The sequence below is a fragment of the Acinetobacter sp. CY05 genome (assembly GCF_059515805.1).
Genome location: NZ_JCAKMW010000006.1, coordinates 1 through 26,094, shown reverse-complemented (window position 1 = coordinate 26,094; position 26,094 = coordinate 1). Strand labels below are relative to the sequence as shown.

Annotated in this window: 24 protein-coding genes and 1 tRNA gene; 6 read left to right on the top strand and 19 right to left on the bottom strand. The window is 41.7% G+C overall.

Going from position 1 to position 26,094, the window contains the following annotated elements; all coding sequences use genetic code 11:
- Nucleotides 1-27: 27 nt before the first annotated feature.
- Together AC5YCD_RS07100 and AC5YCD_RS07095 are read right to left on the bottom strand one after the other, a co-directional pair.
- Complete coding sequence (locus AC5YCD_RS07100; protein ID WP_496129370.1) at nt 28-300, bottom strand: hypothetical protein; 273 nt, start codon at nt 298-300, stop codon at nt 28-30.
- A gap of 75 nt (nt 301-375) precedes the next feature.
- A complete protein-coding gene (locus AC5YCD_RS07095; protein ID WP_496129369.1) occupies nt 376-1,122 on the bottom strand; it encodes a hypothetical protein in 747 nt (248 codons plus the stop codon).
- Nucleotides 1,123-1,285: 163 nt separating this feature from the next.
- Between AC5YCD_RS07095 and AC5YCD_RS07090 the strand changes: the two genes are divergently transcribed.
- The 6 genes from AC5YCD_RS07090 to AC5YCD_RS07065 all read left to right on the top strand — a co-directional run bounded on the left by AC5YCD_RS07090 (nt 1,286) and on the right by AC5YCD_RS07065 (nt 6,002).
- On the top strand, nt 1,286-1,948 hold the full coding sequence (locus tag AC5YCD_RS07090; protein WP_496129368.1) for a DsbA family oxidoreductase: 663 nt from the start codon (nt 1,286-1,288) through the stop codon (nt 1,946-1,948).
- Between the two features lie 178 nt (nt 1,949-2,126).
- Nucleotides 2,127-2,375, top strand: a complete 249-nt coding sequence (locus AC5YCD_RS07085; protein ID WP_496129367.1) for a glycine zipper family protein — start codon at nt 2,127-2,129, stop codon at nt 2,373-2,375.
- A gap of 197 nt (nt 2,376-2,572) precedes the next feature.
- A complete protein-coding gene (locus AC5YCD_RS07080; protein WP_496129366.1) occupies nt 2,573-2,734 on the top strand; it encodes a hypothetical protein in 162 nt (53 codons plus the stop codon).
- Nucleotides 2,735-2,930: 196 nt separating this feature from the next.
- A complete protein-coding gene (locus AC5YCD_RS07075) occupies nt 2,931-3,110 on the top strand; it encodes a hypothetical protein (RefSeq protein ID WP_496129365.1) in 180 nt (59 codons plus the stop codon).
- A 9-nt stretch (nt 3,111-3,119) separates the two neighbouring features.
- Complete coding sequence (locus AC5YCD_RS07070; protein WP_496129364.1) at nt 3,120-4,850, top strand: hypothetical protein; 1,731 nt, start codon at nt 3,120-3,122, stop codon at nt 4,848-4,850.
- A gap of 75 nt (nt 4,851-4,925) precedes the next feature.
- Nucleotides 4,926-6,002, top strand: a complete 1,077-nt coding sequence (locus AC5YCD_RS07065) for a hypothetical protein (protein WP_496129363.1) — start codon at nt 4,926-4,928, stop codon at nt 6,000-6,002.
- Nucleotides 6,003-6,033: 31 nt separating this feature from the next.
- Here AC5YCD_RS07065 and AC5YCD_RS07060 read toward each other — a convergent pair whose 3' ends face one another.
- From AC5YCD_RS07060 to tuf, 17 genes are all read right to left on the bottom strand, one after another.
- A complete protein-coding gene (locus AC5YCD_RS07060) occupies nt 6,034-6,312 on the bottom strand; it encodes a hypothetical protein (protein ID WP_496129362.1) in 279 nt (92 codons plus the stop codon).
- Nucleotides 6,313-6,499: 187 nt separating this feature from the next.
- Nucleotides 6,500-8,419: a molecular chaperone HtpG gene (htpG, locus tag AC5YCD_RS07055; protein ID WP_496129361.1), complete on the bottom strand. Its 1,920-nt coding sequence runs from the start codon at nt 8,417-8,419 to the stop codon at nt 6,500-6,502.
- 77 nt (nt 8,420-8,496) lie between these two features.
- Nucleotides 8,497-8,841: a lysozyme inhibitor LprI family protein gene (locus tag AC5YCD_RS07050; RefSeq protein WP_496129449.1), complete on the bottom strand. Its 345-nt coding sequence runs from the start codon at nt 8,839-8,841 to the stop codon at nt 8,497-8,499.
- A 139-nt stretch (nt 8,842-8,980) separates the two neighbouring features.
- On the bottom strand, nt 8,981-9,568 hold the full coding sequence (locus tag AC5YCD_RS07045) for an OmpW/AlkL family protein (RefSeq protein ID WP_496129360.1): 588 nt from the start codon (nt 9,566-9,568) through the stop codon (nt 8,981-8,983).
- A gap of 225 nt (nt 9,569-9,793) precedes the next feature.
- Nucleotides 9,794-11,158, bottom strand: a complete 1,365-nt coding sequence (locus AC5YCD_RS07040) for a Na+/H+ antiporter family protein (protein ID WP_496129359.1) — start codon at nt 11,156-11,158, stop codon at nt 9,794-9,796.
- A gap of 129 nt (nt 11,159-11,287) precedes the next feature.
- Nucleotides 11,288-11,647, bottom strand: coding sequence for a DNA transfer protein p32 (locus AC5YCD_RS07035; protein ID WP_496129358.1), 360 nt, complete (start codon nt 11,645-11,647; stop codon nt 11,288-11,290).
- A gap of 131 nt (nt 11,648-11,778) precedes the next feature.
- Nucleotides 11,779-12,330 carry a hypothetical protein gene (locus tag AC5YCD_RS07030; protein ID WP_496129357.1) on the bottom strand — a complete coding sequence of 184 codons (552 nt, stop codon included), beginning with the start codon at nt 12,328-12,330 and terminating at the stop codon, nt 11,779-11,781.
- Between the two features lie 195 nt (nt 12,331-12,525).
- The gene (gene rpoC, locus AC5YCD_RS07025) at nt 12,526-16,725 is read right to left on the bottom strand and encodes a DNA-directed RNA polymerase subunit beta' (RefSeq protein ID WP_496129356.1); all 4,200 of its coding nucleotides are present in this window, start codon (nt 16,723-16,725) and stop codon (nt 12,526-12,528) included.
- Between the two features lie 177 nt (nt 16,726-16,902).
- Entirely contained in the window at nt 16,903-20,991 is a 4,089-nt protein-coding gene (rpoB, locus tag AC5YCD_RS07020) for a DNA-directed RNA polymerase subunit beta (RefSeq protein ID WP_496129355.1), read from the bottom strand.
- Nucleotides 20,992-21,297: 306 nt separating this feature from the next.
- On the bottom strand, nt 21,298-21,666 hold the full coding sequence (gene rplL, locus AC5YCD_RS07015) for a 50S ribosomal protein L7/L12 (RefSeq protein WP_496129354.1): 369 nt from the start codon (nt 21,664-21,666) through the stop codon (nt 21,298-21,300).
- A gap of 42 nt (nt 21,667-21,708) precedes the next feature.
- Entirely contained in the window at nt 21,709-22,215 is a 507-nt protein-coding gene (rplJ, locus tag AC5YCD_RS07010) for a 50S ribosomal protein L10 (RefSeq protein ID WP_496129353.1), read from the bottom strand.
- Nucleotides 22,216-22,517: 302 nt separating this feature from the next.
- Nucleotides 22,518-23,213, bottom strand: coding sequence for a 50S ribosomal protein L1 (gene rplA, locus AC5YCD_RS07005; RefSeq protein WP_122899001.1), 696 nt, complete (start codon nt 23,211-23,213; stop codon nt 22,518-22,520).
- Between the two features lie 3 nt (nt 23,214-23,216).
- Nucleotides 23,217-23,645, bottom strand: coding sequence for a 50S ribosomal protein L11 (gene rplK, locus AC5YCD_RS07000; protein WP_496129352.1), 429 nt, complete (start codon nt 23,643-23,645; stop codon nt 23,217-23,219).
- A 118-nt stretch (nt 23,646-23,763) separates the two neighbouring features.
- Nucleotides 23,764-24,297 carry a transcription termination/antitermination protein NusG gene (gene nusG / locus AC5YCD_RS06995; RefSeq protein WP_496129351.1) on the bottom strand — a complete coding sequence of 178 codons (534 nt, stop codon included), beginning with the start codon at nt 24,295-24,297 and terminating at the stop codon, nt 23,764-23,766.
- 7 nt (nt 24,298-24,304) lie between these two features.
- Nucleotides 24,305-24,745 (bottom strand): preprotein translocase subunit SecE, encoded by a 441-nt coding sequence (secE, locus tag AC5YCD_RS06990; protein WP_496129350.1) that lies wholly within the window; start codon nt 24,743-24,745, stop codon nt 24,305-24,307.
- A gap of 73 nt (nt 24,746-24,818) precedes the next feature.
- Nucleotides 24,819-24,894: transfer RNA gene (locus AC5YCD_RS06985), tRNA-Trp, on the bottom strand.
- Nucleotides 24,895-24,951: 57 nt separating this feature from the next.
- Nucleotides 24,952-26,094 (bottom strand): elongation factor Tu (gene tuf / locus AC5YCD_RS06980; RefSeq protein WP_496129349.1); only part of this gene is annotated, 1,143 nt, incomplete at its 5' end.

The window sequence follows — 26,094 nt, the reverse complement described above, 5'->3', positions numbered from 1 at the left end:
CAAGCAATGCAAAAGCTATACCAAGACTTAAAGCGCAAGTTGTTGTTTAAGCCAATCCAAGTAAGCGCTTTGATTCATAAAGTCAGGGGCTTGGTTTAAATTTAGCTCAACATAATGCTGCTGATAACGCAGTACAATCTGCTGTCTTTCATAGCTTTCTTCTACCACATCAAAATATTGTGCCAAGAAAAACCGCTGCTTCCCCCAATGAGTTAGACGTTTCAGCTGTGGGCGCTTTGGACTATGAATAAATTGCACATAGTAGGCTTTTAAATCAGGCAAATAGGTTGTATTTAGCATTTTTAAACTCTTATTGTTGTTATGGCGTTGTATCAGTTTAATCTATGCTGTTGACACTTTGCTGACAAGCGCTACTTACAATTTAGCTTCCACTTCGGCTTTATGCGTGTTTTTTATGCTTTCAATCTGACTATTCAGGTCTAACACTTGCTGATAGAGCTGATTAAATTGCGCTAAAGGTTGATCCTCATAAAAAAAGAACTTACCTTGTTGAGCTTCCCAACGATGCGCCTTTAAAATCACAAACATTGCTTCAGCTTTGGCTAAAATCTGTTGCTCCAAAGCAAATACAGCATTACTCTGCTGATCATCACTGTATTCTAGACCCTCAAATAAGGTCTGCTTTAAATGACTTTGAATATCTAAGTGTTTGGCTGCACTTAAAGCTTTCTGATGGCGCTCAAGTCTATTTTGTTCATACTGCTGCGCCAAACTACGCGCATGATCTAGCATCTGCTGAGTTTGTTGGTACTGATTTTTTTTATCAATACTTAAACGCTTCACCTCTAAAAACTCATCCCAACCAATACTTTTAAGTTCACGCAAATATAAATTACGTGCCTCAGCATTGTCTTTTAAATAAGTTAAAATAAAGTCTGCCATTACTCGATAATCACCACTTAGACGCTGATCTTGGGTGCTCATTTGAATAGGTTTTTGCCAGTCCTGAGCTTGCAAATATAACTGCTCAGTTTTTTCATAGAGTACGCTTTGATACAGATGTAACTGAGCCACTTCATTTTGTTGTTGTTTGTATTGGTAAAATAAGGTAGCAAAAATCACTAAAGTCACAGTACTAATGATCACAACCACGCGGCGCATAGACAGCTCCTAGTATTGCTGAGTTTTATTTATCATACCTACATTGCTGTGTTTTTCGCCAAAATTTCATTAAATATATTTTGCGCTATTTTTTTCCAAGCATAAAACTTTAAATTTACTCAATCAGCCTCATGTAAAGTTTAAATAGAATTTGAGAAGTCCCATGCGCGTAGATATTTGGTCAGATGTAGTATGCCCGTTTTGCTATATTGGTAAGAAACGTTTAGAAGCAGTTGCTGCAGAGGCAGGCGTTGACTTAGAAGTACATTGGCATAGTTATCAGTTAGACCCTGAAGCACCTGAGCGTCAAAGCATTTCCAATACTGAACGTCTTGCACAAAAGTATGGTCGTACCGTGGCTGAAGTTGAAGAAATGCAGCGTAATATTGCTGATATGGCCAAAGCTGAGGGGATTGAATTTAACTGGCAACACGCCAATTCAGGCAATACCTTCAATGCTCATCGCTTGATTCATTTGGCACAAAGCAAAGGCTTAGGTAATGAAGCCAAAGAAGCCTTATTTTATAGCTATATGACCCAAGGTTTAGCGATTGGCGAACGCGAAACCTTAGAGGATGTCGCAGCGCGTATTGGACTTAATCCTGTTGAAGTTGATGATCTACTTGATTCAGATGAATTTGCCGACTTTGTTCAATTTGACCAAGAAGTTGCTCTTGATCAACTCAAAGTGACTGGCGTTCCATTTTTTGTCTTTGACCAACGTATTGCTCTTGCTGGCGCACAGCCACGTGATGTGTTTTTAAAAGTCTTAGAAAAAGCCCAACAGATTCCAGAAGTAAAAGCACCAGAACAGGATGATGCTTAAGGCGCTAAGCTTTAATTCTTCACATAAATAAGCTTAAATCCTCAGTAAGACTGGGGATTTTTTACATTAGCAGCATTTATTTACAAAAAGCGTTGGCCTTTTTACACACCCAATCAAAAAATCGCTTTAGGCTAAGAAACATCCAATATATAGCATAAAACCAGAGGCGAATAAGACAATGCAAAATAATGATGATCTACAACAACCCAATCCAGCTTTAGACGATGCTCCTTCACAAGAGCGACAACAAGAAGACACCAGTTGTCCCATTAAAAAATCGCGCTTTTCACCTGCAGCGAAGGGCGCTTTAATTGGTGCAGTTGCAGGCAGCGTATTACCTGTATTTGGAACCATTAGTGGTGCAATTATTGGGGCCATTGGCGGTAAGGTCTATGAAAAAAAATGTCTAAATAAGCCTAAATATTAAAAACTTAAGCCTATAAATTTGGAGCTTAGACTTAAGCTCCAAATTTAGAATAAAAACTCTAATTATATGATTTATAACAATAAAATGACTTGCCATTCATCTTAAATCTATTTACCTGTGTTTATTTTTCATTAAACTTCATTTGATTTTTCAATCGGTTCATATTGAACATATCTCTCAAATTGAAGGTTAATATTATGAATACTATTCGTGTCTTCTTAGCAACTACTGTATTGGCATTGGCAACACATGCAGCTGCTGAAATTGTGTATTTACCTTATTTCCCTACTCAAAGTCAGGATGTTAAAGCTGAATCTAATCCGCAAACACAATCCGCCACTGAAACCAGCGCAGAATAAAATAGATCCTAAAAGGCAGATCATCTTCTGCCTTTTGTATGTGTATATGCAAAATTAAGTTGCATTATTATTGTTGTATTCTATAAGCTTAGACTATATGTATAATAAAGACTCGTATCTATTTACCTTTTTTGAATCGAAAACTCTATAATTAAATACCTATTCATTTTTATATTTTTCTTTTTAAATTAATCCTATGCAAGAATTACAAGCCTTACTTCAGGGTCAAATTGCGCCTCAAGCGATCTGTTTAGAACGTTTAGTCGAACTTGCGCTATTACATCCTCATCCAGATTCGACCGAATACGAAATTATTGATCTTGCCAGCAACCTACTATTGGCCAGTTATTTAAAACAAGCGCAAGAGTATCTGTAGAGAAGCCAAATGAAGCCCTTAGATAAAGCATTATTAACACAAGAATTGTCTGAACTGATTAGAAGTTTAGAGAATGGCAATTTGTCTTATTTTGATCATGCTCGTTCTAAGCAGCGTATAGTGGAAATACAGCAACTGTGTAGCTATGTATTGCAACAAAAAAGCCCAAAACAACAACAACTCGAACCGCTATTATATGCTCAAGATTTCGTCTACCAATGTCGTTATCGTGAATTTTGTTGTGGCGTCTTTAGCAAAGATCGTACTTTAGAAGATATTTTATATCAACAAGATCAATCGAGTTGGGCATTGCTGTATGAACCAAGCGAAGGTTGGCAAATTTGGCTGCTGCAAATGCCAAATCAAACCTTATTAATTAGTGACAGTGGTGAGCTAGAAAGTGTCTATGCATGGTTAGTCAGCCAGCAAATGAAATATCAATGTTTTAAAGCGCATGTAGCAGCACCTGAAGATGCTCTAGATCCTGAGCAGCTTCAAGTCGCACCACACAATATGGGACGAAATGCAGATCACCCCCATGTGGCACAGCAGCATGAACCCGTTTCTTCACGGACGCAGCAGCTTGAGCAAGCGATGCGAATTCCTGTAAGTCATTTGCCAGATCTGACTCAGCATAATACTCAACAGCAGATTCAAAAACGCGTTTTGCAGGAGGCTGTATTTGACTCCAATCAACCGCCTTCGCCTAAGCTGAGCCGTTTATTACGCAAACAAGAGACTGATATTAGCGAAGGTCTGTCGTTTGACTTAGGTCTAGAGCCTTTAGATTTAAAGTTAACCCCTCCGCTGCATATTCCCGCAGCATTTGGGGCAGTAGCGCCAAATCTTACTCAAGTAAGCCGTGAGCCAAGTTTTGAAGCATTTGATTTTAAGCCCGCAGCACATCCCTCTACAGGACTAGAAGATTTACAACAATTGCAGCGCATTTCGCTTAATAGTGAGTCATCACCTACTGAACGGGCGGTTATAAGCAGCACAAAGATTAGCTCGAAAAACTTACGCTTTAAAAAAACACAAGCTTTGCCAGATTTGCTGATACAGGGCTACCCTTGTCAAATTAGTGCACTCTCATTTGAAGCTGCACGTGAAAAGCAGCTCTATCGCATCCAACCTCAACATATTGAGTGTGAACATGTTGATCTACTGCTCCATGATCAGGACATCAACACTGTCTTTCAGCAACCAATTTATTTAGCCGAACAAACCGATAGACAAGGTCGTTTTGTCAAATATTTAGCTTTGTTTGGTGCTCAAGGTGAATTACAAGCCATTCGTTTGGCACATATTTTCAGTCATGCTCAAGCCAATAAGTTGGCTGCTGTCAGCCGTATTGACTGGCCCAACTTAGAGCAGAATCTATTTGATTTTGATAAATTATTTTATACCTATGATGCACTAGCAGAATTAATTTGGAGTCAGGAACCCTATTATCCATTTATTCCACTCCATCTGATTCAAACACATAAATTTATTCAATTTATTGAAGCACCAGCCACAACTCATACACCGCTGTTACTGCTCAAAGAACGCCAAAAAATTCGTGTTATTCACGGTGATCAGCGTTTGCATTTGCCCTTCAATGAAATTGCTTACCCTTATTTAATACTTGATCGTCAGCAAGGCGTGAGTTGGCAGCTTATTCAAGAGGTCATTCAGACCTTAGCACAGCCTGTCGATCCACTTACGCTTTACCAAGCCATTTGCCAGCAAAGCAGTTAGATTGCTGTAATTTTGTAGCAATATCTTGCTTTTAATTGCCTATATTTACCACACTAAGCCAAAACTTGATGTTTAATGATAATAATGGCAATCACTAAAAAAATAGCACTTTGGGGCGGTTTAGTACTCATCAGTAATCTAGTCTGGGCACAAGATGATAGCCAAACCACAGGTTTGCTCTATCAAATTCCTCGTGTCATTGATGCCACACCTACCGTATTTCCTAAACAATCTAATCATCCTATTGTGCCAACCACACAGGTCACTGAAGACAAAACTTGGTTTGACCATAAACAAAAAGGCCTACGCAACTGGGTCGATGGCACTGCACATAAAGTAGATGATTGGTTTGGTGAAACCGATCCCGCACAGCCAGCTTCTGCCACTTTAAGAATTTTGCTTGATCAACGCTGGGACAAGTATGATGGCTATGAAATCCGCCCTCGTATTCGCGGTAAAATTGACTTACCGACTTTAGAAAAACGCTTTAGCTTGGTGTTTGGTGACGATAGTTTGGATGATCAACTGGATACCCAAGTCAGTATTACCAATGAAAATCCAGCTTTAGCGGATGACAAAAACTATGATCGTAAGCGTACCCGTGAAGATAACAGTTCAATTGCCTTACGTTGGAATAACTTTTCTAAAAACTTAGCTTTTGATAGCGATGCAGATATTGGCATTCGCTCAGGTGATGACGTCTATTTACGCTTAAAAGCCGAAAAAGATTGGCAACTCGAAAATGACTTCCGCTTTCATGCCGAGCAAATCTACCGCTATGGCAGTGATAGCGAAAATTATCTACGCACCAATGTAGAGTTGGTACATGAACGCCCCAATGAAGCTTTGTTATCCAATCAATTTTCATTAATCTATGCAGATGAGTCAGAAGATGATCTTAACTGGTCGACCTATAGCTTTAGACAACATCAATTTTTCCAAGGCAACCGCTTTAACTATGGTCTACATACCAGTGGTTATTACAATGCGGATCAACTACGTCTGAACAGTTGGGGGCCGTTTGTCTCTTGGCGTCAACCTGTACTGCGTGAATGGTTTTTTGTACAAGGCGACTTAAACTATCTCAATGATGATCGCGAAGATGAAAGTCATCATTTAGGTGCCTTAGTTCGTTTAGAAGCTTTATTTTAGGCCTAAAAAAGCCCATATCAATGGGCTTGATTTAAGAGCTGGCACGGCGTGTGATCGTGACACGATCATTGCGTTTTTCACGGATAAAATCCTGACGCTGTGAAAATTTATTAATTTCTGTTGCGACTAAGGTTTTGAATTGAATACGGTCTGTGCGTTGTACACTCTGCATTGCAGTATCGGACTTTATTGTCGTCACTTTGGCAATTTGCACACGGTCGTTACGTTTTAGCATGTCTGTAGATGCAGCCATTAGCTGCGTAGAGAGACCTAACATAGCCACTAAACCTAAACTCAACAGCACTTTCATACGCTTTCCACTTCATTTGTTAATGATCGCTATTATAGATCATTAATTAAAAAATAATTCATTCAATAGATTAAAACTGGACGGGATTTTCTTATTTTGAGCATCGGTTTTTTATATTATTCGTAAAATCAAATATTTAAAAAGGCAAAAAAAAGCTCCCCTAAGGGAGCTTTTTAAGCATTGCACGCTAAGCTAAAAGTAAGCTATTGATACGTTTTACGTATTCAGCTGGATCTTCAGGCAAACCACCTTCTGCAATCACCGCTTGGTCAAAAATCACATTGGCTAAGTTATCAAACTGTGCTGAACCTTGTAATTTTTGTACCAATGGATGGCTTGGGTTAATTTCCAAAATTGGTTTGCTGTCTGGTACAGGCTGGCCTGCATCTTTAAGCATACGAATTAACTGTGGTGACAATTGACCTTCAGGAGTCACCAAACAAGCTGGTGAATCAACTAGGCGTGTTGTCACGCGCACTTCTTTGGTTTTGTCTTTGAGTGAAGTGGTTAGTTGCTCAACCACAGGTTTAAATGCTTCTGCAGCTTGTTCTAAGGCTTGCTTCTCTTCAGCATTTTGTAAGTCACCTAAATCGACTGCGCCTTTGGCCACGTTTTGTAACGGTGTACCATCAAACTCATGTACAAATTCCATTGCCCATTCATCGACGCGCTCTGTCATGAGTAACACTTCAATGTCTTTTTTCTTGAATAACTCAAGTTGTGGTGAGTTTTTCGCAGCATTTAAGCTCTCTGCCGTCACGTAGTAAATGGCTTTTTGCCCTTCTTTCATACGTGCTTTGTAATCACTTAATGAAGTGCTAACTTCATCATTGCTTGAGGTCGCAAAGCGTAATAATTTTAAAATACGCTCACGATTAGTGAAGTCTTCACCTAAACCTTCTTTAAGTACCGACGCAAATTCGCGGTAGAAAGTTTTAAAGTTTTCTTGGTCTTTTTCATCGTCAGATTTAGCTAAGCCATCTAGCATAGTCAAGATACGGCGTGCATTACCTTCACGAATAGTTTTCACGTCGCGGCTTTCTTGCAATAACTCACGACTGACATTCAGTGGTAAATCGGCGCTGTCGACAATCCCTTGTACAAAACGTAAGTAATTTGGAATCAGATTATCCGCATCATCCATAATAAATACGCGTTTTACATACAACTTAATCCCAGCTTTGGCTTCACGGGTAAAAATATTACTTGGCGCTTTGCTTGGGATATACAGCAATTGGGTATATTCAGTACTACCCTCTACACGGTTATGGGCCCATGCCAAAGGATTGGCAAAGTCGTGGGTGAGGTTTTTATAAAACTCTTGGTACTGCTCTTCGCTGACTTCGTTTTTATTACGTGTCCAAAGCGCACTGGCTGAGTTAATCGCTTCCCACTCATCTGTCGTCACATATTGACCTGGTTTTGCTTCTTCACCTTCAGCAGCTTCTTCTTGTTGCCAGACTTGCTTTTGCATTTCAATTGGCAAGCTGATGTGGTCTGAGTATTTATTGATGATCTGTTTGACTTTAAAACGGTCGAGGTATTCAGTTGCATCTTCACGTAAGTGTAAAATGATGTCTGTACCACGGTTTAACTTTTCAATGCTTTCTGTTTCAAATTCACCGGTACCATTGCTGACCCAACGCACACCTTGGTTCGCCTCTACACCTGCACGGCGCGATTCAACAGTAATTTTCTCTGCCACAATAAAGCCAGAGTAAAAACCTACACCAAATTGACCAATCAATTGTGCATCAGATTTTTGATCACCTGATAATTTTGACATAAAGTCTTTGGTACCAGATTTAGCAATGGTGCCTAAATGTTCAATCGCTTCCGCTTCAGTTAAACCAATACCGTTATCTGAGATAATAATTTGTTTTTTATCGGCATCTAAAGTGACACGAACATGTAGTTCTGGGTCGTTTTCATAATATTCAGGATGATTGATGCCTTCAAAGCGCAATTTATCGCAGGCATCTGAAGCGTTCGAAATCAGCTCACGCAGAAAAATTTCTGGATTAGAATATAAAGAATGCGTTACCAAGTGTAGCAATTGGGCAACTTCTGCTTGGAAACTATGTTTTTGTGCGTTTGCTTCGCTCATTGGTCATTCCTCGATTTATAGATGCAATATCTATTGGAGTGACCTTAAATTTTTTCAATAGCGAAAGTTAAAAAAATTTAAAATGGGCCCATTTTATAAATCCGATTTAGGTGTAAATCGAGTTTTTGTTGGCGCATTTTGTATACATCTAAGAGGCAGCTGACATTATCTTGGCATTGATTACGTAGCTGTAGCCATTTGATTTGTTCTTCTTGAATTACTGAACGAGTACCCATCGGCACCAATTTACGCAAAATATTATACGTGGTCGCCATTTTAACATCGGCATCATTAAGCTCACTGTGCTTACAAATGGCTTTCTCAGTTGCCGTCTGCGCGCGCTCACACACAAAGCTCGCTGCTTGTGTCGCAGCAGCAGAACATGCTAATCCAAGCAGGCAAACTAAAGCGAGTGTTTTCATACAAGTATTCATGGCAATATTTCAGTTAAGCTTAGTAGATTGTTTGTAAATTCAATAGCCTAATTTTGTTAGCAATCTGCTATTTTCTGCAAAACATAAAAAAGCCTCCAAAAATGGAGGCTTATATATACGCTTACAATTAGAACTTGTAGCTATAACCTAATGTATAAACAATTGGGTCAATATCTAGATCAAATTTATCGCCACCAACTGCATCAATTAAAGTCACTTCTGGGCTTAAATCTGCATAACGTACGTCTGCATACACACCCCAGTTTTTCGCATCAGCAGGTTGGTAGTTAAAACCAACTTGACCCGCAAAGCCAAACTCTTCTTTTACCTCTTTCGCTGCACCTTCTTCATCCCAAGCAATAAATGCAGTACCACCTACACCAATATAAGGTGTGAAGCGTGTTGAGTTTTTAAAATTGTATTTTGCTGTAATAGTTGGTGGTAAGTGTTTAATCTTAGCCGCTTTGCCACCATCGAGTAATACGTCATGGTTAAATGGTGTAGCCAGCAATAATTCTGTAGAGAAATTGTCGTTAAAGAAATATTCAACAGATGGAGTAAAACCAAGCTCGCTATCTGCTTTCACTGTACCTAGATCGATTTGAGTATCGCTTGTTGGCGCTAGAGCAGATGCACCAATTTTAACTTGCCATTCACCTGCCACTGCTGCAGTAGACATCCCCAATAATGCTACAATTGCAATTTGTTTTAACATAAAGTCTTACTCTTTAAATCATTTATACAGATATTAAACATAGAGTATATTTAATATGCAATATCTATAAATTAGCATTTAATTCATTTATTTTTAATTTATTGATTTTTATATAAATTTATTTTAATCCAACCAACTTGGTCAATTTTAAAAAGTGTGACCAAGTTGGTTATATCTTTAAATTAAAATCTGAGTGTTTTTATCAGATTTTAATAAAAGCGTGATTTAAAGCACCATGGCAGCAATCCAACCAAATACCATTAATGGAATATTATAATGGATAAATGTTGGGATCACGCTGTCCTTCATATGGTCATGTTGACCATCCATATTTAAACCTGATGTTGGACCTAAAGTTGAGTCAGACGCCGGAGAACCTGCATCACCTAAGGCCGCCGCAGTACCAATAATGGCAATGGTTGCCGCTGGACTAAAACCAAACTGTAAACAAAGTGGTACGTAAATAATGGCCAAAATTGGTACAGTCGAGAATGATGAACCAATGCCTAAAGTAATTAAAAGACCAATTAATAGCATCCAAAATGCAGCTAAGGCTTGGCTATTACCAATCCACTGTACAGATGCCTCAACCAGTGCCGGCACTTGGTTGGTTGCTTCAATGACAGAAGCAAAACCTTGTGCGGAAATCATAATAAAGCCAACCAATGCCATCATACGCATACCGCTAATGATTACATCATCTGCTTCTTTCCACTTAAAGATACCCGCAAAGCTTAAAATAGAAACACCTACTAGGCCTGCTAGAATCATTGAATCTGAATAGAGCTGTACCGCTAAGGTGGCTACTACCGCAAATGCTGCCATGTACAGTGTAAATTTAGCAATTTTAGGTGCACCAGTTTGGTCAGTTGTAATTTCATCAGCAATACTGGCTGATGCTTCAACTTGTACATCTTGATAGTCACGTGGTTTACGATAACTAAAGAAGATTGCAATCAGCAAACCAATAAACATACCCAACACAGGAATCGCCATAGCTGCTGGAATTTGGTCATAGCTAATTGAAAAGCCGTACGGCTTACCAAAATTATTGATGTTATTCCCTAAAATATCATTTAAGAAAATTGCACCAAAACCGACAGGTACCAGCATATAAGTCGCAACTAAACCAAAAGTCAATAAACAGGCAATTAAACGACGGTCAAGTTTAAGGTGGTTAAATACGCTCAGCAGTGGCGGAATTAATACAGGGATAAAGGCGATATGTACAGGTAACACGTTTTGCGAACTGATCGCAGCTAAAGCAACAGTAAAGAATAAAATCATTTTGACTTTATTTTGTGCTTTTGCACTGGCATCACCTTTTAAGGCTTTAATCAATTTATAAGCCAAAAGATCAGGTAACCCAGAACGCGCTAATGCCAAGGCAAATGCACCTAATACACCATAGGCTAAGGCAATTTGTGCCCCACCACCTAAGCCGTTATTAAAGGCTTCTAAAGTACCTTGCAGTCCTAAGCCTGCCAACAAACCACCCGTGACGGCACCAATAATTAGGGCGAAAACCACAGGCACACGAGCCAACGACAGGCCAAACATGACCCCGATAGCAGCTAGAATCGCGAACATAAGAGAAGAGAAGGAATGATAAAAACAGCATTTTATCAGAGTTTGCAAAAAAGAGGCGTTTGCTAGAAATATGAATAGTTTTTAGGCGTAAAAAAAGCACCCGTTTGGATGCTCTTTTTCGTCTACATTTTAGCGATTTTTTTGTTCAATTGCTGCACCGGCACCACCACCCAGTGCACCACCAATCGCTGCACCAGTGTTACCACCAAAGACGCTTTTACCAACAGCAGAACCAATTGCACCGCCTACGCCACTGTAAGTTGCATTACGATTTGAACCACCTTGTGCTTTACTGCCTACAGCAGCACCAGCACCGCCACCTACAGCAGAACCCACACCACCGCCTACGCTGTTGCCCAAACCACCACCTACAGCACCGCCTAGTGCTGCTGCGCCAATCCGTTGTTGGTTAGAGTTCATGCTTTCACAGCCTGTTAAGCTAAAAACTGCCAATGTCGCTACTGCAGCTGCACCCATAAATTTGTTCATTGCTTTGATCCTAACTCATGTTGTTTAGCACTAGTTTAAAGCTTATTTAAGGATTAACTATTTTGAAACTGTTAAAGCTGGCAATGAATTGCTGTAATGATGTAAAAATCACTTTCTTTGTCAGAGCAAAGTTAGTTCTGATCTTCTAAAATCACCACATCACTCGTGACTACTCCATTTTCAGAAGCCACTTTATGTACAACTTGTTGTGTGCTTTTTGGGTCTTTTGTCATCTCGAGCTTTAATTGGCGTTTTACAGGTTCAATTTCACCACGACGAAATTCCATACCTGCTGCATCAATATGTGTGCTTTCAGATACCAATTGCCCTTCTTGCGTTAAGCGTTTACTTTCTTGAATTTTAAAGGTGGGTACAATCATACTACCGCGACGCACCACAGGAGGTGCCATACCCGCTTCAGAAAATTTCATGTCTTTGTCAGCAAAGTAAATGTCTTTCGCAATAATATCTTTGCCTTTATTGCTTACTTCAAATACGGTCGCTTGTGTGGTACGAACTGGCTCTTGACCTTCAGCCCTACGAATCACTTGGGTTTTTACTACAGGCACAACTGCACTGTCTGGTAGAACAATGGCGGTTGGCATGGGTTTGTTTTCAGCTGCTACTGTAGCCATTGCAATTAAGCTTAACCCCAACGTTAAAAGTGTTGATTTAATTTGCATAGATTGCCCCTTCATTTTTAAGTTTTTACAATTATTTATAAAGCTTTAGAAATGAATATAGGCAATTTTTAAACAATCGCCAAGTTATAATTTTTTGATGCGTTTTCTCATACTTTGCAGCGCTAAAAGAAACATGATTGATCAATAAAAAAAGCCACCCGAAGGTGGCTTTTTATGCTTGGTTTAAAGGGCTAATTAAAGACCGTTAAACTCATCGCTAAATGCTTGGCTAAGCGCTTGGTCAACGTCAGAGAAATCGTTGTGAAGTGCAAGCTCTGCAGCTTCTGCTTCTTGACGACGACGCTCTAAGTGGTAAGCCAAACCTGTACCCGCTGGGATCAGACGACCTACAACTACGTTTTCTTTCAGACCACGTAAATCATCTTCTTTACCTGTTACAGCCGCTTCAGTTAACACACGAGTTGTTTCCTGGAACGATGCAGCAGAGATGAACGAGTCAGTAGAAAGCGACGCTTTCGTGATACCCATCAATTGACGTTCAAACTTCGCAGGGAATTTGTTTTGCGCAAGAACAGCTTGGTTCTCTTGCATCACGCGGATGTAATCCACTTGTTCGCCTTTGATGAAGCTTGTGTCGCCGCCGTCAGTAATGTCAACTTTACGTAACATTTGACGAACGATCACTTCGATGTGCTTATCGTTGATTTTTACACCTTGCAGACGGTAAACGTCCTGAACTTCGTTCACGATGTAGTTCGTCAACGCCACTTCGCCTTTTAAGCGTAAGATGTCGTGTGGGTTTTGTGGACCATCAGAAATCGTCTCACCACGGTTCACATGCTCACCTTCGAACACGTTAATGGTACGCCACTTCGGAATTAACTCTTCGTAGATCTCAGAGCCATCATCTGGAGTGATCACAAGACGGTTCTTACCTTTGGTCTCTTTACCAAAGCTGACAACACCTGACACTTCTGCCAAGATTGCGTGCTCTTTTGGTTTACGTGCTTCGAATAAATCCGCTACGCGTGGAAGACCACCGGTAATATCACGAGTACGTGAAGTTTCTTGTGGAACACGACCAATAACATCACCCACACCAATCGTTTCGCCATCGCGAACCGTTAAAATGGTGTTTTGTGGCAAGAAGTAGAACTGTTCGCCGCCATCTGTTGTGTCTAATACAACGGCAGGACGTAGATCTTTACCTGACGCAGGACGTGAAGTCACTGGTAAGATTTCAATCGTCGACATACCTGTTGCATCATCAGTTTTGGTCGTAACAGTCACGCCATCAGAGATTTGGCTGAAACGTACTTTACCGGCAACTTCTGTAACAAGTGGATGTGTATGCGGATCCCAAGTCGCTACGATACCGCCAGCTTCTACGCTCTCGCCATCTTTAATGATGATAGACGCACCGTAAGGAAGTTTATAGCGCTCGCGCTCACGACCGATATCATCAGCAATACCAATCTCACCTGAACGAGATGTTGATACCAAGTGACCTTTGGCATGTTGTACGGTTTTCACGTTGTGGAAACGTACTGTACCTTTGTTACGTACTTGGATGCTATTAGCAGCAGACGTTCGGCTTGCCGCACCACCCACGTGGAAGGTACGCATGGTTAACTGTGTACCTGGCTCACCAATTGATTGAGCAGCCATTACACCTACAGATTCACCTGGGTTCACCTGATGACCACGTGCCAAGTCACGGCCGTAACATTTCGCACATACACCAAAGCTTGATTCACAAGATACAACAGAACGAACTTTAACTTCGTCGACACCGTTGTCTTCGAGGAACGTTGCAAGTTTCTCGTCAATCAACGTGTTACGAGGTAGAAGAACTTCATCTGTACCAGGTTTCTTCACATCTTCAGCAACAACACGACCTAGAACTCGAGTACCTAAGTTCTCGATGACATCGCCACCTTGAATGAACGGAGTCATGACTAGACCGCCCATCGTGCCACAATCTGGCTCAGTGATCACTAAGTCTTGTGCTACGTCAACTAAACGACGCGTTAAGTAACCCGAGTTCGCAGTTTTAAGTGCTGTATCGGCCAAACCTTTACGCGCACCGTGTGTTGAAATGAAGTACTGAAGTACGGTCAAACCTTCACGGAAGTTGGCTTTAATTGGTGTTTCAATAATCGAGCCATCTGGTTTTGCCATCAAACCACGCATACCTGCAAGCTGACGAATCTGCGCCGCACTACCACGGGCACCAGAGTCTGACATCATGTAGATTGAGTTGAATGATTTTTGCTTCTCATCTTCACCCTGTTTGTTTTTAACAGTAGTGAAAGATAAGTTGTCCATCATTGCTTTAGCAACTTGGTCGTTGGTACGCGCCCAAATATCGACAACTTTGTTGTAACGTTCACCCGCAGTTACGAAACCTTGCTCGAACTGTTGTTCGATTTCACGAACTTCAGCTTCAGCTTTCTCAATAATTGAGTATTTCGCTTCTGGAATCAGCATGTCTTCCATACCAACCGACACGCCTGAACGTGTTGCTTGACGGAAACCTAAGTACATCAATTGGTCAGCAAAGATAACCGTATCTTTCAGACCTAATTTACGGTAGCAAGAGTTGATTAACTTAGAGATGTTCTTTTTCGTCATCTCAAGGTTAATTTGCTCGAAGCTTAAGCCTTCAGGCACAACTTCCCAAAGTAAGCAACGACCAGGTGTCGTGTCTACAACAATAGTTTGTTGTTCACGGTTACCATCTTCGTCAATCACTGTTTGGTGTACACGTGCTTTCACGCGAGCGTGTAAATCAACTTGACCTGTTGCAAGTGCACGGTTTACTTCATGAGTATCCGCAAACACCATGCCTTCACCTTTGGCATTGATCGCATCACGTGTGATGTAGTACAAGCCTAAGACAACGTCCTGAGACGGTACGATGATTGGCTCACCGTTCGCTGGAGACAAGATGTTGTTGGTTGACATCATTAACGCACGAGCTTCTAACTGAGCTTCAAGTGTTAATGGAACGTGTACCGCCATTTGGTCACCGTCGAAGTCGGCGTTGAACGCAGCACATACGAGTGGGTGAAGACGGATCGCTTTACCTTCAATCAGAATCGGTTCAAATGCTTGAAGACCTAAACGGTGAAGTGTTGGCGCACGGTTCAACATCACTGGATGTTGACGAATCACAGAGGCTAAAACGTCCCAAACTTCTGGGGTCTCGCGCTCAACCATTTTCTTCGCAGCTTTAATGGTGGTTGCTTGACCAGAGGCTTGTAGTTTGGCAAAGATAAACGGCTTGAACAATTCAAGTGCCATTTTCTTCGGAAGACCACATTGGTGTAAACGTAAGTTTGGACCTACAGTAATTACCGAACGACCAGAATAGTCAACACGCTTACCAAGTAAGTTTTGACGGAAACGACCTTGCTTACCTTTAATCATATCGGCTAAAGATTTAAGCGGACGTTTGTTTGAACCGGTAATTGCACGACCACGACGACCGTTGTCTAACAATGCATCTACAGACTCTTGTAACATACGTTTTTCGTTACGTACGATAATGTCTGGCGCTGCAAGGTCAAGAAGACGTTTTAAACGGTTGTTACGGTTGATCACACGACGGTAAAGGTCGTTCAAATCAGAAGTTGCGAAACGACCACCTTCAAGTGGTACAAGCGGACGAAGATCTGGTGGAAGAACTGGAAGTACAGTTAACACCATCCATTCTGGCTTGTTGTTCGAATCGTTGAATGCTTCCATTAACTTCAAACGCTTAGATGCTTTCTTAAGCTTAGTTTCTGAAGTTGTTACTGGAATTTCTTCACGAAGACGCGCAATTTCCGCTTCAAGATCGATGTCTTTAAGCAAGTCTTGAACAGCTTCTGCACCCATTTTCGCAGTGAATTCGTCACCGTGTTCTTCTAACGCATTGAAGTATTCTTCATCGTTAAGAAGTTGGTATTTCTCAAAAGGCGTCATACCTGGGTCAGTTACAACGTAAGATTCGAAATACAATACGCGTTCGATATCACGTAAAGTCATATCAAGTAACAAACCGATACGGCTTGGTAATGATTTTAAGAACCAGATGTGTGCAACTGGAGAAGCAAGCTCGATGTGACCCATACGTTCACGACGAACTTTTGCAGTTGTTACTTCAACGCCACATTTTTCACAAATGACGCCTTTGTATTTCATACGCTTGTATTTACCACACAAGCATTCGTAATCTTTTACTGGACCAAAGATTTTGGCACAGAATAAACCATCACGTTCTGGTTTGAACGTACGATAGTTAATTGTCTCAGGCTTTTTCACTTCACCATGAGACCATGACTTAATCATTTCTGGTGACGCAAGACCAATACGGATGCGATCAAACTCTACAGGAGCGTGACCGTCTGAGTCCGTCTTTTTGCGCATGATATCGAGCAAGTCTTTCAATTTTTTTCTCCGTGTGTTGAGAAGATTTTCGCTTCCCAACTGGGTCACAAATATTGTTTTTTAACTGAACTAATCCCCCGTCCAATCCCGCCTACTTAAGCGGGAAACTCCCCTTAAGATTAAGAGGAGTGAATCCCCCCCTTTTATCAAGGGGGTTGGGGGATCAAATGGAACTAATTAGTCACCATTTTTCAGTTCAATGTTGATACCTAAAGAACGGATCTCTTTGGTCAATACGTTGAACGATTCTGGCATACCTGGGTCCATATAATGGTTACCATCTACAATGTTTTTGTAGATACGGGTACGACCTTCAACGTCATCCGATTTCACTGTAAGCATTTCTTGAAGCGTGTATGCAGCACCGTATGCTTCTAGTGCCCATACTTCCATCTCACCGAAACGCTGACCACCGAACTGTGCTTTACCACCAAGCGGCTGCTGTGTTACTAGTGAGTAAGAACCAGTAGAACGCGCATGCATCTTGTCGTCAACCAAGTGGTTCAGTTTCAACATGTACATATAACCTACAGTTACAGGACGGTCGAAACGTTCACCTGTACGGCCATCGTACAATACGGTTTGACCCGTACGTGAGATACCACCAAGTTCAAGTAAGTCTTTGATTTGTGATTCTTCAGCACCATCAAATACTGGAGTCGCTAAAGGTACACCTTTACGCAAGTTACCAGATAATGCCAAGATTTCTTGGTCAGTTAAGCTATCAAGATCTTCTTGCTCGCCACCAACTTTGTTGTAAATCTTGTCTAAGAATTCACGTAGCTCAAGTACAGTACGTTGCTCTTTCATCATCTTGTCGATTTGATCGCCAAGACCTTTCGCCGCCATACCTAAGTGAGTTTCAAGAATCTGACCCACGTTCATACGTGACGGTACACCCAGTGGGTTAAGTACTACGTCTACAGGTACGCCGTTAGCATCGTGTGGCATGTCTTCTACAGGTAGGATGTTAGATACAACACCTTTGTTACCGTGACGACCCGCCATCTTATCACCCGGTTGGATGCGACGTTTAACAGCTAAGTAAACTTTAACAACTTTCAATACGCCAGTTGTAAGTTCGTCACCTGTAGAAAGTTTGCGTTTTTTCTCAGCAAATTTCTCGTCGATCTCTTGGCTCTTCTCTTTCAAGAATACTTGAATTTGAGTTAAGCGTTCCGCGATACCTTCGTCAACTGGTTGGATATCCATTAAGTCAACAAGTTCTAAACCAGCAAGTAACTCTTCAGTTAACTTATCGCCACGTTTAGTTGTACCGCCACCGTTAGATTCTTGACCAGCAAGTAAACGGATAATACGTTCACGCGCTGCTTCTTCGAAGATTTTGAACTCTTCTTTTAAATCTTTACGGTAAGCATCAAGCTGCGCTTTTTCAATTGCTTGTGCACGTTCATCTTTTTCAAGACCGTCACGTGTAAACACTTGAACGTCAATAACTGTACCTTTAACACCTGAAGATACGCGTAAAGATGAATCTTTCACGTCAGCTGCTTTTTCGCCAAAGATCGCGCGAAGCAGTTTTTCTTCTGGAGTAAGTTGAGTTTCGCCTTTAGGCGTTACTTTACCTACAAGGATGTCACCCGCAGTCACTTCAGCACCGATATAAACGATACCTGACTCATCAAGTTTAGAAAGTGCTGCTTCACCCACGTTTGGAATGTCGGCAGTAATTTCTTCCGCACCAAGCTTAGTATCACGTGCTACACATGATAATTCTTGAATGTGGATTGATGTTAAACGGTCTTCTTGAAGTACGCGCTCTGATAACAAGATCGAGTCTTCGTAGTTGTAACCGTTCCACGTCATGAACGCAACGCGCATGTTCTGACCCAGTGCAAGCTCACCGCCATCAGTCGATGGACCATCAGCAAGAACGTCACCACGACCCACTTGATCACCTAAGTTCACAAGAACTTTTTGGTTAATACAAGTGTTTTGGTTCGAACGTGTGTATTTGATCAAGTTGTAGATATCTACACCTGCCTCACCCGCAACCATCTCTTCTTCGTTGACACGAATCACCACACGTGATGCGTCAACAAATTCGATACGACCACCACGTTTCGCGATCACACACACACCAGAGTCATGTGCTACGTTCGCTTCCATACCTGTACCAACAAGTGGTTTGTCTGCGATTAACGTAGGAACAGCCTGACGCTGCATGTTTGAACCCATTAACGCACGGTTGGCGTCATCGTGCTCAAGGAAAGGAATTAGTGACGCCGCTACAGATACAACCTGCTGTGCAGATACATCCATATGGGTTACTTTTTCAGGCGGCATACGTACGAAATCACCTTGGTGACGTACAGATACCACTTCTTCTAATAAGTTACCGTCTGTATCAACTGCAGAATCGGCCTGTGCAATCACAGTACCTACTTCTTCAATTGCAGATAAGTATTCAACTTCGTCTGTTACACGGCCATCAACCACTTTACGGTAAGGTGTTTCTAAGAAACCAAAGTTGTTACATTTTGCGTATACAGAAAGCGAGTTGATCAAACCAATGTTTGGACCTTCCGGCGTTTCAATTGGACAAACACGACCGTAATGCGTTTGATGTACGTCACGTACTTCGAAGCCCGCACGTTCACGTGTTAAACCACCAGGGCCAAGCGCTGATACACGACGTTTGTGTGTAATTTCAGATAATGGGTTGTTTTGGTCCATGAACTGAGATAACTGGCTTGAACCAAAGAATTCTTTGATTGCAGCAGCAACTGGCTTCGCATTGATTAAATCTTGCGGAGACAAGTTGTCTGTTTCAGCTTGTGATAAACGTTCTTTAACAGCACGCTCTACACGAACTAAACCTACACGGAATTGGTTTTCAGTCATTTCACCAACTGAACGTACGCGACGGTTACCTAAGTGGTCGATATCGTCGACTTCACCTTTACCGTTACGGATTTCAACTAATGTTTTTAATACATCAGTGATGTCTTCGTTCGATAGGATGCCTTCAACTTCACGCGATTTCTGATCAGTACCGACTTCGTAAGGACGACCCAAACGACGGTTGAACTTCATACGACCAACTGGAGATAGGTCATAACGTTCAGATGAGAAGAACAAGTTGTTGAATAAGTTTTCAGCAGCTTCTTTTGTTGGCGGCTCGCCTGGACGCATTACTTTGTAGATTTCTACTAATGCTTCTTCACGATCTTTGGTTAAATCAGCACGTAATGAGTCAGCAATGAATGAACCACGGTCGATGTCATTGGTGAATAGGATGTTAAATTGTTTAACGCCGCCTTCAGCCAATTTCACCATGATTTCATGGCTTAACAAGGTGTTTGCAGGAATAATATCGCCATCACGTAATTGGATGTCTTCTGCAGTAATACGCTCGTATAAGTATTCATCTGGAACAGAAAGCTTAGTTAAGCCAGCCGCTTCCATTTGACGTACGTGACGCGCGTTAATACGTTTACCTTGTTCAACAATTGTTTTGCCATCATTGTCAGCAATATCAAATTGCGCCATTTCGCCACGCAGGCGTTCTGGAACGAGGTCAATTTGATAGCTACCCATGTCTAGGTATACAGGCACTTTTTCGTAGAACAAGTCTAGGATTTGTGTATTGTTATAACCTAAAGCACGTAGGATTACAGTCGCTAGCAATTTACGACGACGGTCGATACGTACGTAGACTAAGTCTTTGGCATCAAATTCAAAGTCTAACCATGAACCACGGTAAGGAATAATACGTGCTGAATAAAGCACTTTACCGCTTGAATGCGTTTTGCCTTTATCGTGGTCAAAGAATACGCCCGGTGAACGGTGTAATTGAGAAACGATAACACGCTCAGTACCGTTAATGACGAAGGTACCGTTTTCAGTCATGAGTGGCATTTCACCCATGTACACTTCTTGCTCACGTACGTCTTTGATTGACTTCGTTTCGCGATCCTTTAAGATCAAACGAATCTTAACGCGCATTGGTGCCGCATAAGTTGAGCCGCGAAGGATACACTCACGAACGTCAAACTCAGGTTTACCAAGACTATACTCAACAAATTCTAGAGCAGCATTGCCAGAATAACTTTCAATTGGGAAAACTGAACGAAACGCGGCTTGGAGACCAATATCATCGCGGTTTTTTGGAGTTTTACCGTCTTGTAAGAACGTTCTGTACGAGTCGACTTGAATCGCGAGCAAGTACGGCACGTCCATCACTTGGGGCAATTTACCAAAATTCTTACGGATCCGTTTCTTTTCGGTATATGAGTATGCCATCTGGAGTCCTCGGAAAGTGAACTAAGCCCGCCTGCAGAACGGACTTAGAAGGAATTACGCAGGCCGATATGGCCACCACTTTTTACAAATGCTGCAATTTTCAGTGGTATAAAAACGCTTAACAATATTTTTAGGCAAAAAAATATTGGTAAACATTTGATTTTTATCTTTATTTTTAATTTGTATAGCGTTTAATGCATGCAAACAAAAATCGAGCCGATTATTGTAACGCAAAAAGGCTGATGACCCAAGGGCCACCAGCCAATTTTTGGAGCCAATTCTAAAGAATTAGCTCCGCTTAAGCAATTACTTAAGTGTAACAGTAGCGCCAGCTGCTTCAAGCTTAGCTTTAAGCTCTTCGCCTTCTTCTTTAGAAACTGCTTCTTTAAGAACTGCAGGTGCGCCTTCAACCATGTCTTTAGCTTCTTTAAGACCAAGGCCAGTAGCTTCACGAACTGCTTTAATTACAGCAACTTTGTTCGCGCCGAAAGAAGTTAATTCTACGTTGAATTCTGATTGCTCTTCAGCAGCAGCAGTAGCAGGACCTGCAGCAGCAACAGCTACAGCAGCAGCAGAAACGTTGAATTTCTCTTCGAAAGCAGAAATAAGTTCAACAAGTTCAAGAACAGTTTTTTCAGCAACTGCGTTTAGGATTTCTTCGTTAGTTAAAGCCATGAGAGTAACTCCAAATGGGGATTGAATGATGTGTGTGTAAGTTTAAGCAGCTTCTGACTCGTTTTTCTCTTTGAGCGCAGTAATAAGGCGACCCAATTTCGAAATAGGAGCTTGAAGAACGTTTGCAAGCATAGTAAGTGCTTTTTCTTGGTTTGGAAGGTTCGCGATCACGCTAACTTCTTCGCCTTGATACACTTTACCGTCAAATGCAGCAGCTTTAAGTTCAAATGCTTTGTTAGTTTTAGCAAATTCTTCGAACAAACGAGCAGCAGCGCCCATGTCGTCTTCAGAAGTTGAGAAAGCTAAGATTGTTGGGCCAACAAGGTTGTCTGCAAGAATACTGAATTGAGTATCTTGAAGAGCACGTTTAGCTAAAGTGTTACGTACGATACGTGTGTGAACACCTAGTTTACGAGCTTCAACACGTAGAGTTGTTAATTGCTCTACAGTTAAACCTTGATAGTCAGCAACAACAGCAGTGAAAGCAGTAGAAGCAACAGCGTTAACTTCAGCTACAATCTGTTTTTTGCCTTCGATAAGAAGAGCCATTGTAATACCTCCTAACGGTGATTTATGCACTCAAACAAGTGCACTCCCAATTCGTAAATTCATCGCTGAATTTACACGCGGAGGAGGAACCAAATCACACCACCGCGTCTACTCGGACTGGATTTTTAAGAAGGCAGCATAAAACTGCCCTCGCCCGAGGTCTTTGACGCTGATAAATCTCAATTTATCAATTCAAAGTTTGCCTAAGTTGCGCAATCAACGACGAAGCGTTTCTTGCGTAAGTTTTAAAGCAATGCTTTAAAACTTACTCAGGGCTTTAAAATTCTGTAATAAGTTAAAACTTATTTAGAAACGTTTGCTACATCAACAGTAAGACCAGGGCCCATAGTCGAGCTTAAAGTGATCTTTTGGATGTAAACACCTTTAGAAGTAGCAGGTTTTGCTTTCTTAAGGTCAGCGATAAGCGCTTCAACGTTTTGACGAACAGCTTCAGCAGAGAAACCTACTTGGCCAATCGCAGCGTGGATGATACCCGCTTTGTCTACACGGTAACGTGCTTGACCAGCTTTTGCATTTTTAACTGCAGTTGCTACGTCAGGAGTTACAGTACCCACTTTAGGGTTTGGCATTAAGCCACGTGGACCAAGGATCGTACCTAATTTACCCACAACACGCATAGCGTCAGGTGCAGCAATCACTACGTCAAAGTCTAAGTTACCAGCTTGGATGCTTTCAGCAAGATCATCAAAACCAACAACGTCCGCGCCTTCAGCTTTAGCAGCTTCAGCAGCAGCGCCTTGAGCAAACACAGCTACACGTACAGTTTTACCAGTACCTGCAGGAAGTGTAGTCGCGCCACGAACAACTTGGTCAGATTTACGAGGGTCAACACCTAGGTTTACCGCTACGTCCAAAGATTCTTTGAATTTAGCAGCAGGAAGGCTAGTAAGAACCGCTACAGCTTCATCCAAAGTGTAAACTTTGTTTGCTTCTACAGCAGCAGCAATCGCTTTTTGACGTTTAGTTAATTTAGCCATGTCTTAAAGCTCCACTTCCAAGCCCATAGAACGTGCAGAACCAGCGATGGTACGTACACGCGCGTCTAAGTCAGCACCAGTTAAATCTGGTTCTTTAGTAGTCGCGATCTCTTCTAATTGAGCACGAGTCAACTTACCAACTTTGTTTTTGTTAGGTACAGCTGAACCCTTAGCAATACCAGCAGCTTTCTTAAGAAGAATAGCAGCAGGTGGAGTTTTCATGATGAATGTGAACGACTTATCGTTGTACACAGTGATCACGACTGGAATTGGAAGACCAGCTTCAAGTTTTTGTGTAGCAGCATTGAATTCTTTACAGAACGCCATGATGTTTACACCACGTTGACCTAGTGCAGGACCAATCGGTGGAGATGGATTCGCTTTACCAGCTGGAACTTGCAGCTTGATATAGCCGTCAATCTTCTTAGCCATTGTCAATTACCTCTGGGTGCAAACGCCGCTAGGCTCCCCAATGATTTTAAGTAACTTACGTTACAATAACAGTGCCCGACTCATACACGACAAATCGAGCGTTTTCAATCCAAACCAGTTAGATAGTCTTTTCGACTTGACGAAATTCCAATTCAACTTGGGTTGGACGGTTAAATACGTTAATGGTCAACGTTAAACGTGACTTTTCGTAAAGGACTTCTTCCACCACGCCTTTAAAGTCGGTGAATGGACCGTCAATTACGAGTAATTCTTCACCAGGTTCAAACATCGTCTTAGGACGAGGTGCTTCACCTTTGTTTTGTACACGTGCAAGAATTGCATCAGCTTCTTTTTGCGTAATTGGTGCAGGCTTTTCAGCAGTACCACCAATGAAACCTAAAACTTTTGGACATTCTTTAACAATGTGCCAAGTTTCATCGTTCATTTCCATTTCGACTAAGACATAGCCTGGAAAGAACTTACGCTCTGACTTGCGCTTCTTACCATCCTTCATTTCTACCACTTCTTCGGTAGGAACAAGGACTTCACCAAAGCTATCAGCAACAGCGCTACGCTGGATTCGATCATTAAGCGAACGCATCACTTGTTTTTCATAACCTGAATAGGCATGAATAATGTACCAACGTTTCATAGCTCTCTTACCCGATAATTAATTTAATAGCCCAGCCTAGAATGTAGTCGAAACACCACAGTAAAACCGATGCTACAAGTACAACAACAAGTACGTGCCAAGATGTGGTCATCGTCTCTTGTTTCGTCGGCCAAACAACGCGACGTAACTCAATTCGCGAGTCTTGAAGCAAGCGAACAAAGCCTTTGCCTTGATGGGTGGCGTATAATAAACCTAAAGCAACCACGATACAAGCCAAAATTACCCCAACACGTACCCAAATATCATTGGCTGGTGCCCAATAAGCTGGCAGATGTTGGTTGGTCATTAAAGCACCGACTAACAAAATCAATGCAATAGCCCATAAAACATAGTCTAAAGGCGACCCTGTTTTTACAACTTCAGCAGAATTATTTCTTTGAGGAATTGGCGCGTCGCTTAATGCGTCACGCGATTTATCGTTCGACATTTTTGTACTCGTCGTAGAATTCGCGATTTATTATATGACTAGATTCGCCAGCATCAAGCTTTTTTTAGAAAAGTGGCAGGCCAGGAGGGACTCGAACCCCCAACATTCGGTTTTGGAGACCGACGCTCTACCAATTGAACTACTAGCCTGCAGAGCAAATCGAGAGCCGAAGCCCTCGATCTGAAAAATAACTCAGTAATATTATATTACGCAGTTACTTTAGCAACAACACCCGCACCTACAGTACGGCCGCCTTCACGGATCGCAAAACGTAGACCTGGGTCCATTGCGATTGGGTGGATTAATTCTACTGACATTTCTACGTTGTCACCAGGCATAACCATTTCAACGCCGTCTTGAAGAGAGATTGCGCCAGTTACGTCAGTTGTACGGAAGTAGAACTGTGGACGGTAACCGTTAAGGAATGGAGTATGACGACCACCTTCTTCTTTAGAAAGTACGTATACTTCTGCGTCGAATTTAGTGTGTGGCTTGATCGCACCTGGTTTAGTTAATACTTGACCACGTTGAACGTCTTCACGCTTAGTACCACGTAGAAGAACACCACAGTTCTCGCCCGCACGACCTTCGTCAAGAAGTTTACGGAACATTTCTACGCCAGTTACAGTTGTTTTAACTGTGTCTTTGATACCAACGATTTCAACTTCTTCGCCTACTTTCACGATACCTGATTCAACACGGCCAGTGACTACTGTACCACGACCAGAAATAGAGAATACGTCTTCGATTGGCATTAAGAATGCTTTATCGATTGCACGTTCTGGTTCTGGGATGTAAGAGTCAAGCGCTTCAACAAGAGCTACAACAGCTGATTCGCCGTATTGACCTTGGTCACCGTTAAGTGCAGCTAAAGCTGAACCACGGATGATTGGAGTATCATCACCTGGGAAGTCGTAAGTAGAAAGAAGTTCACGAACTTCCATTTCTACTAATTCAAGAAGCTCTTCGTCGTCTACAAGGTCGCATTTGTTTAAGAATACAACGATGTAAGGTACACCTACCTGACGAGAAAGAAGGATGTGTTCACGAGTTTGTGGCATTGGACCATCAGTCGCAGCACATACAAGGATCGCACCGTCCATTTGAGCAGCACCAGTAATCATGTTTTTAACATAATCGGCGTGGCCCGGGCAGTCTACGTGAGCGTAGTGACGGATTGGAGAATCGTATTCTACGTGTGAAGTATTAATTGTAATACCACGTGCTTTTTCTTCTGGTGCTGAGTCAATTGCAGCGTAGTCTTTCGCTTCGCCACCAAATTGTTTAGCACATACAGTTGCAATCGCAGCTGTTAAAGTTGTTTTACCATGGTCAACGTGACCAATTGT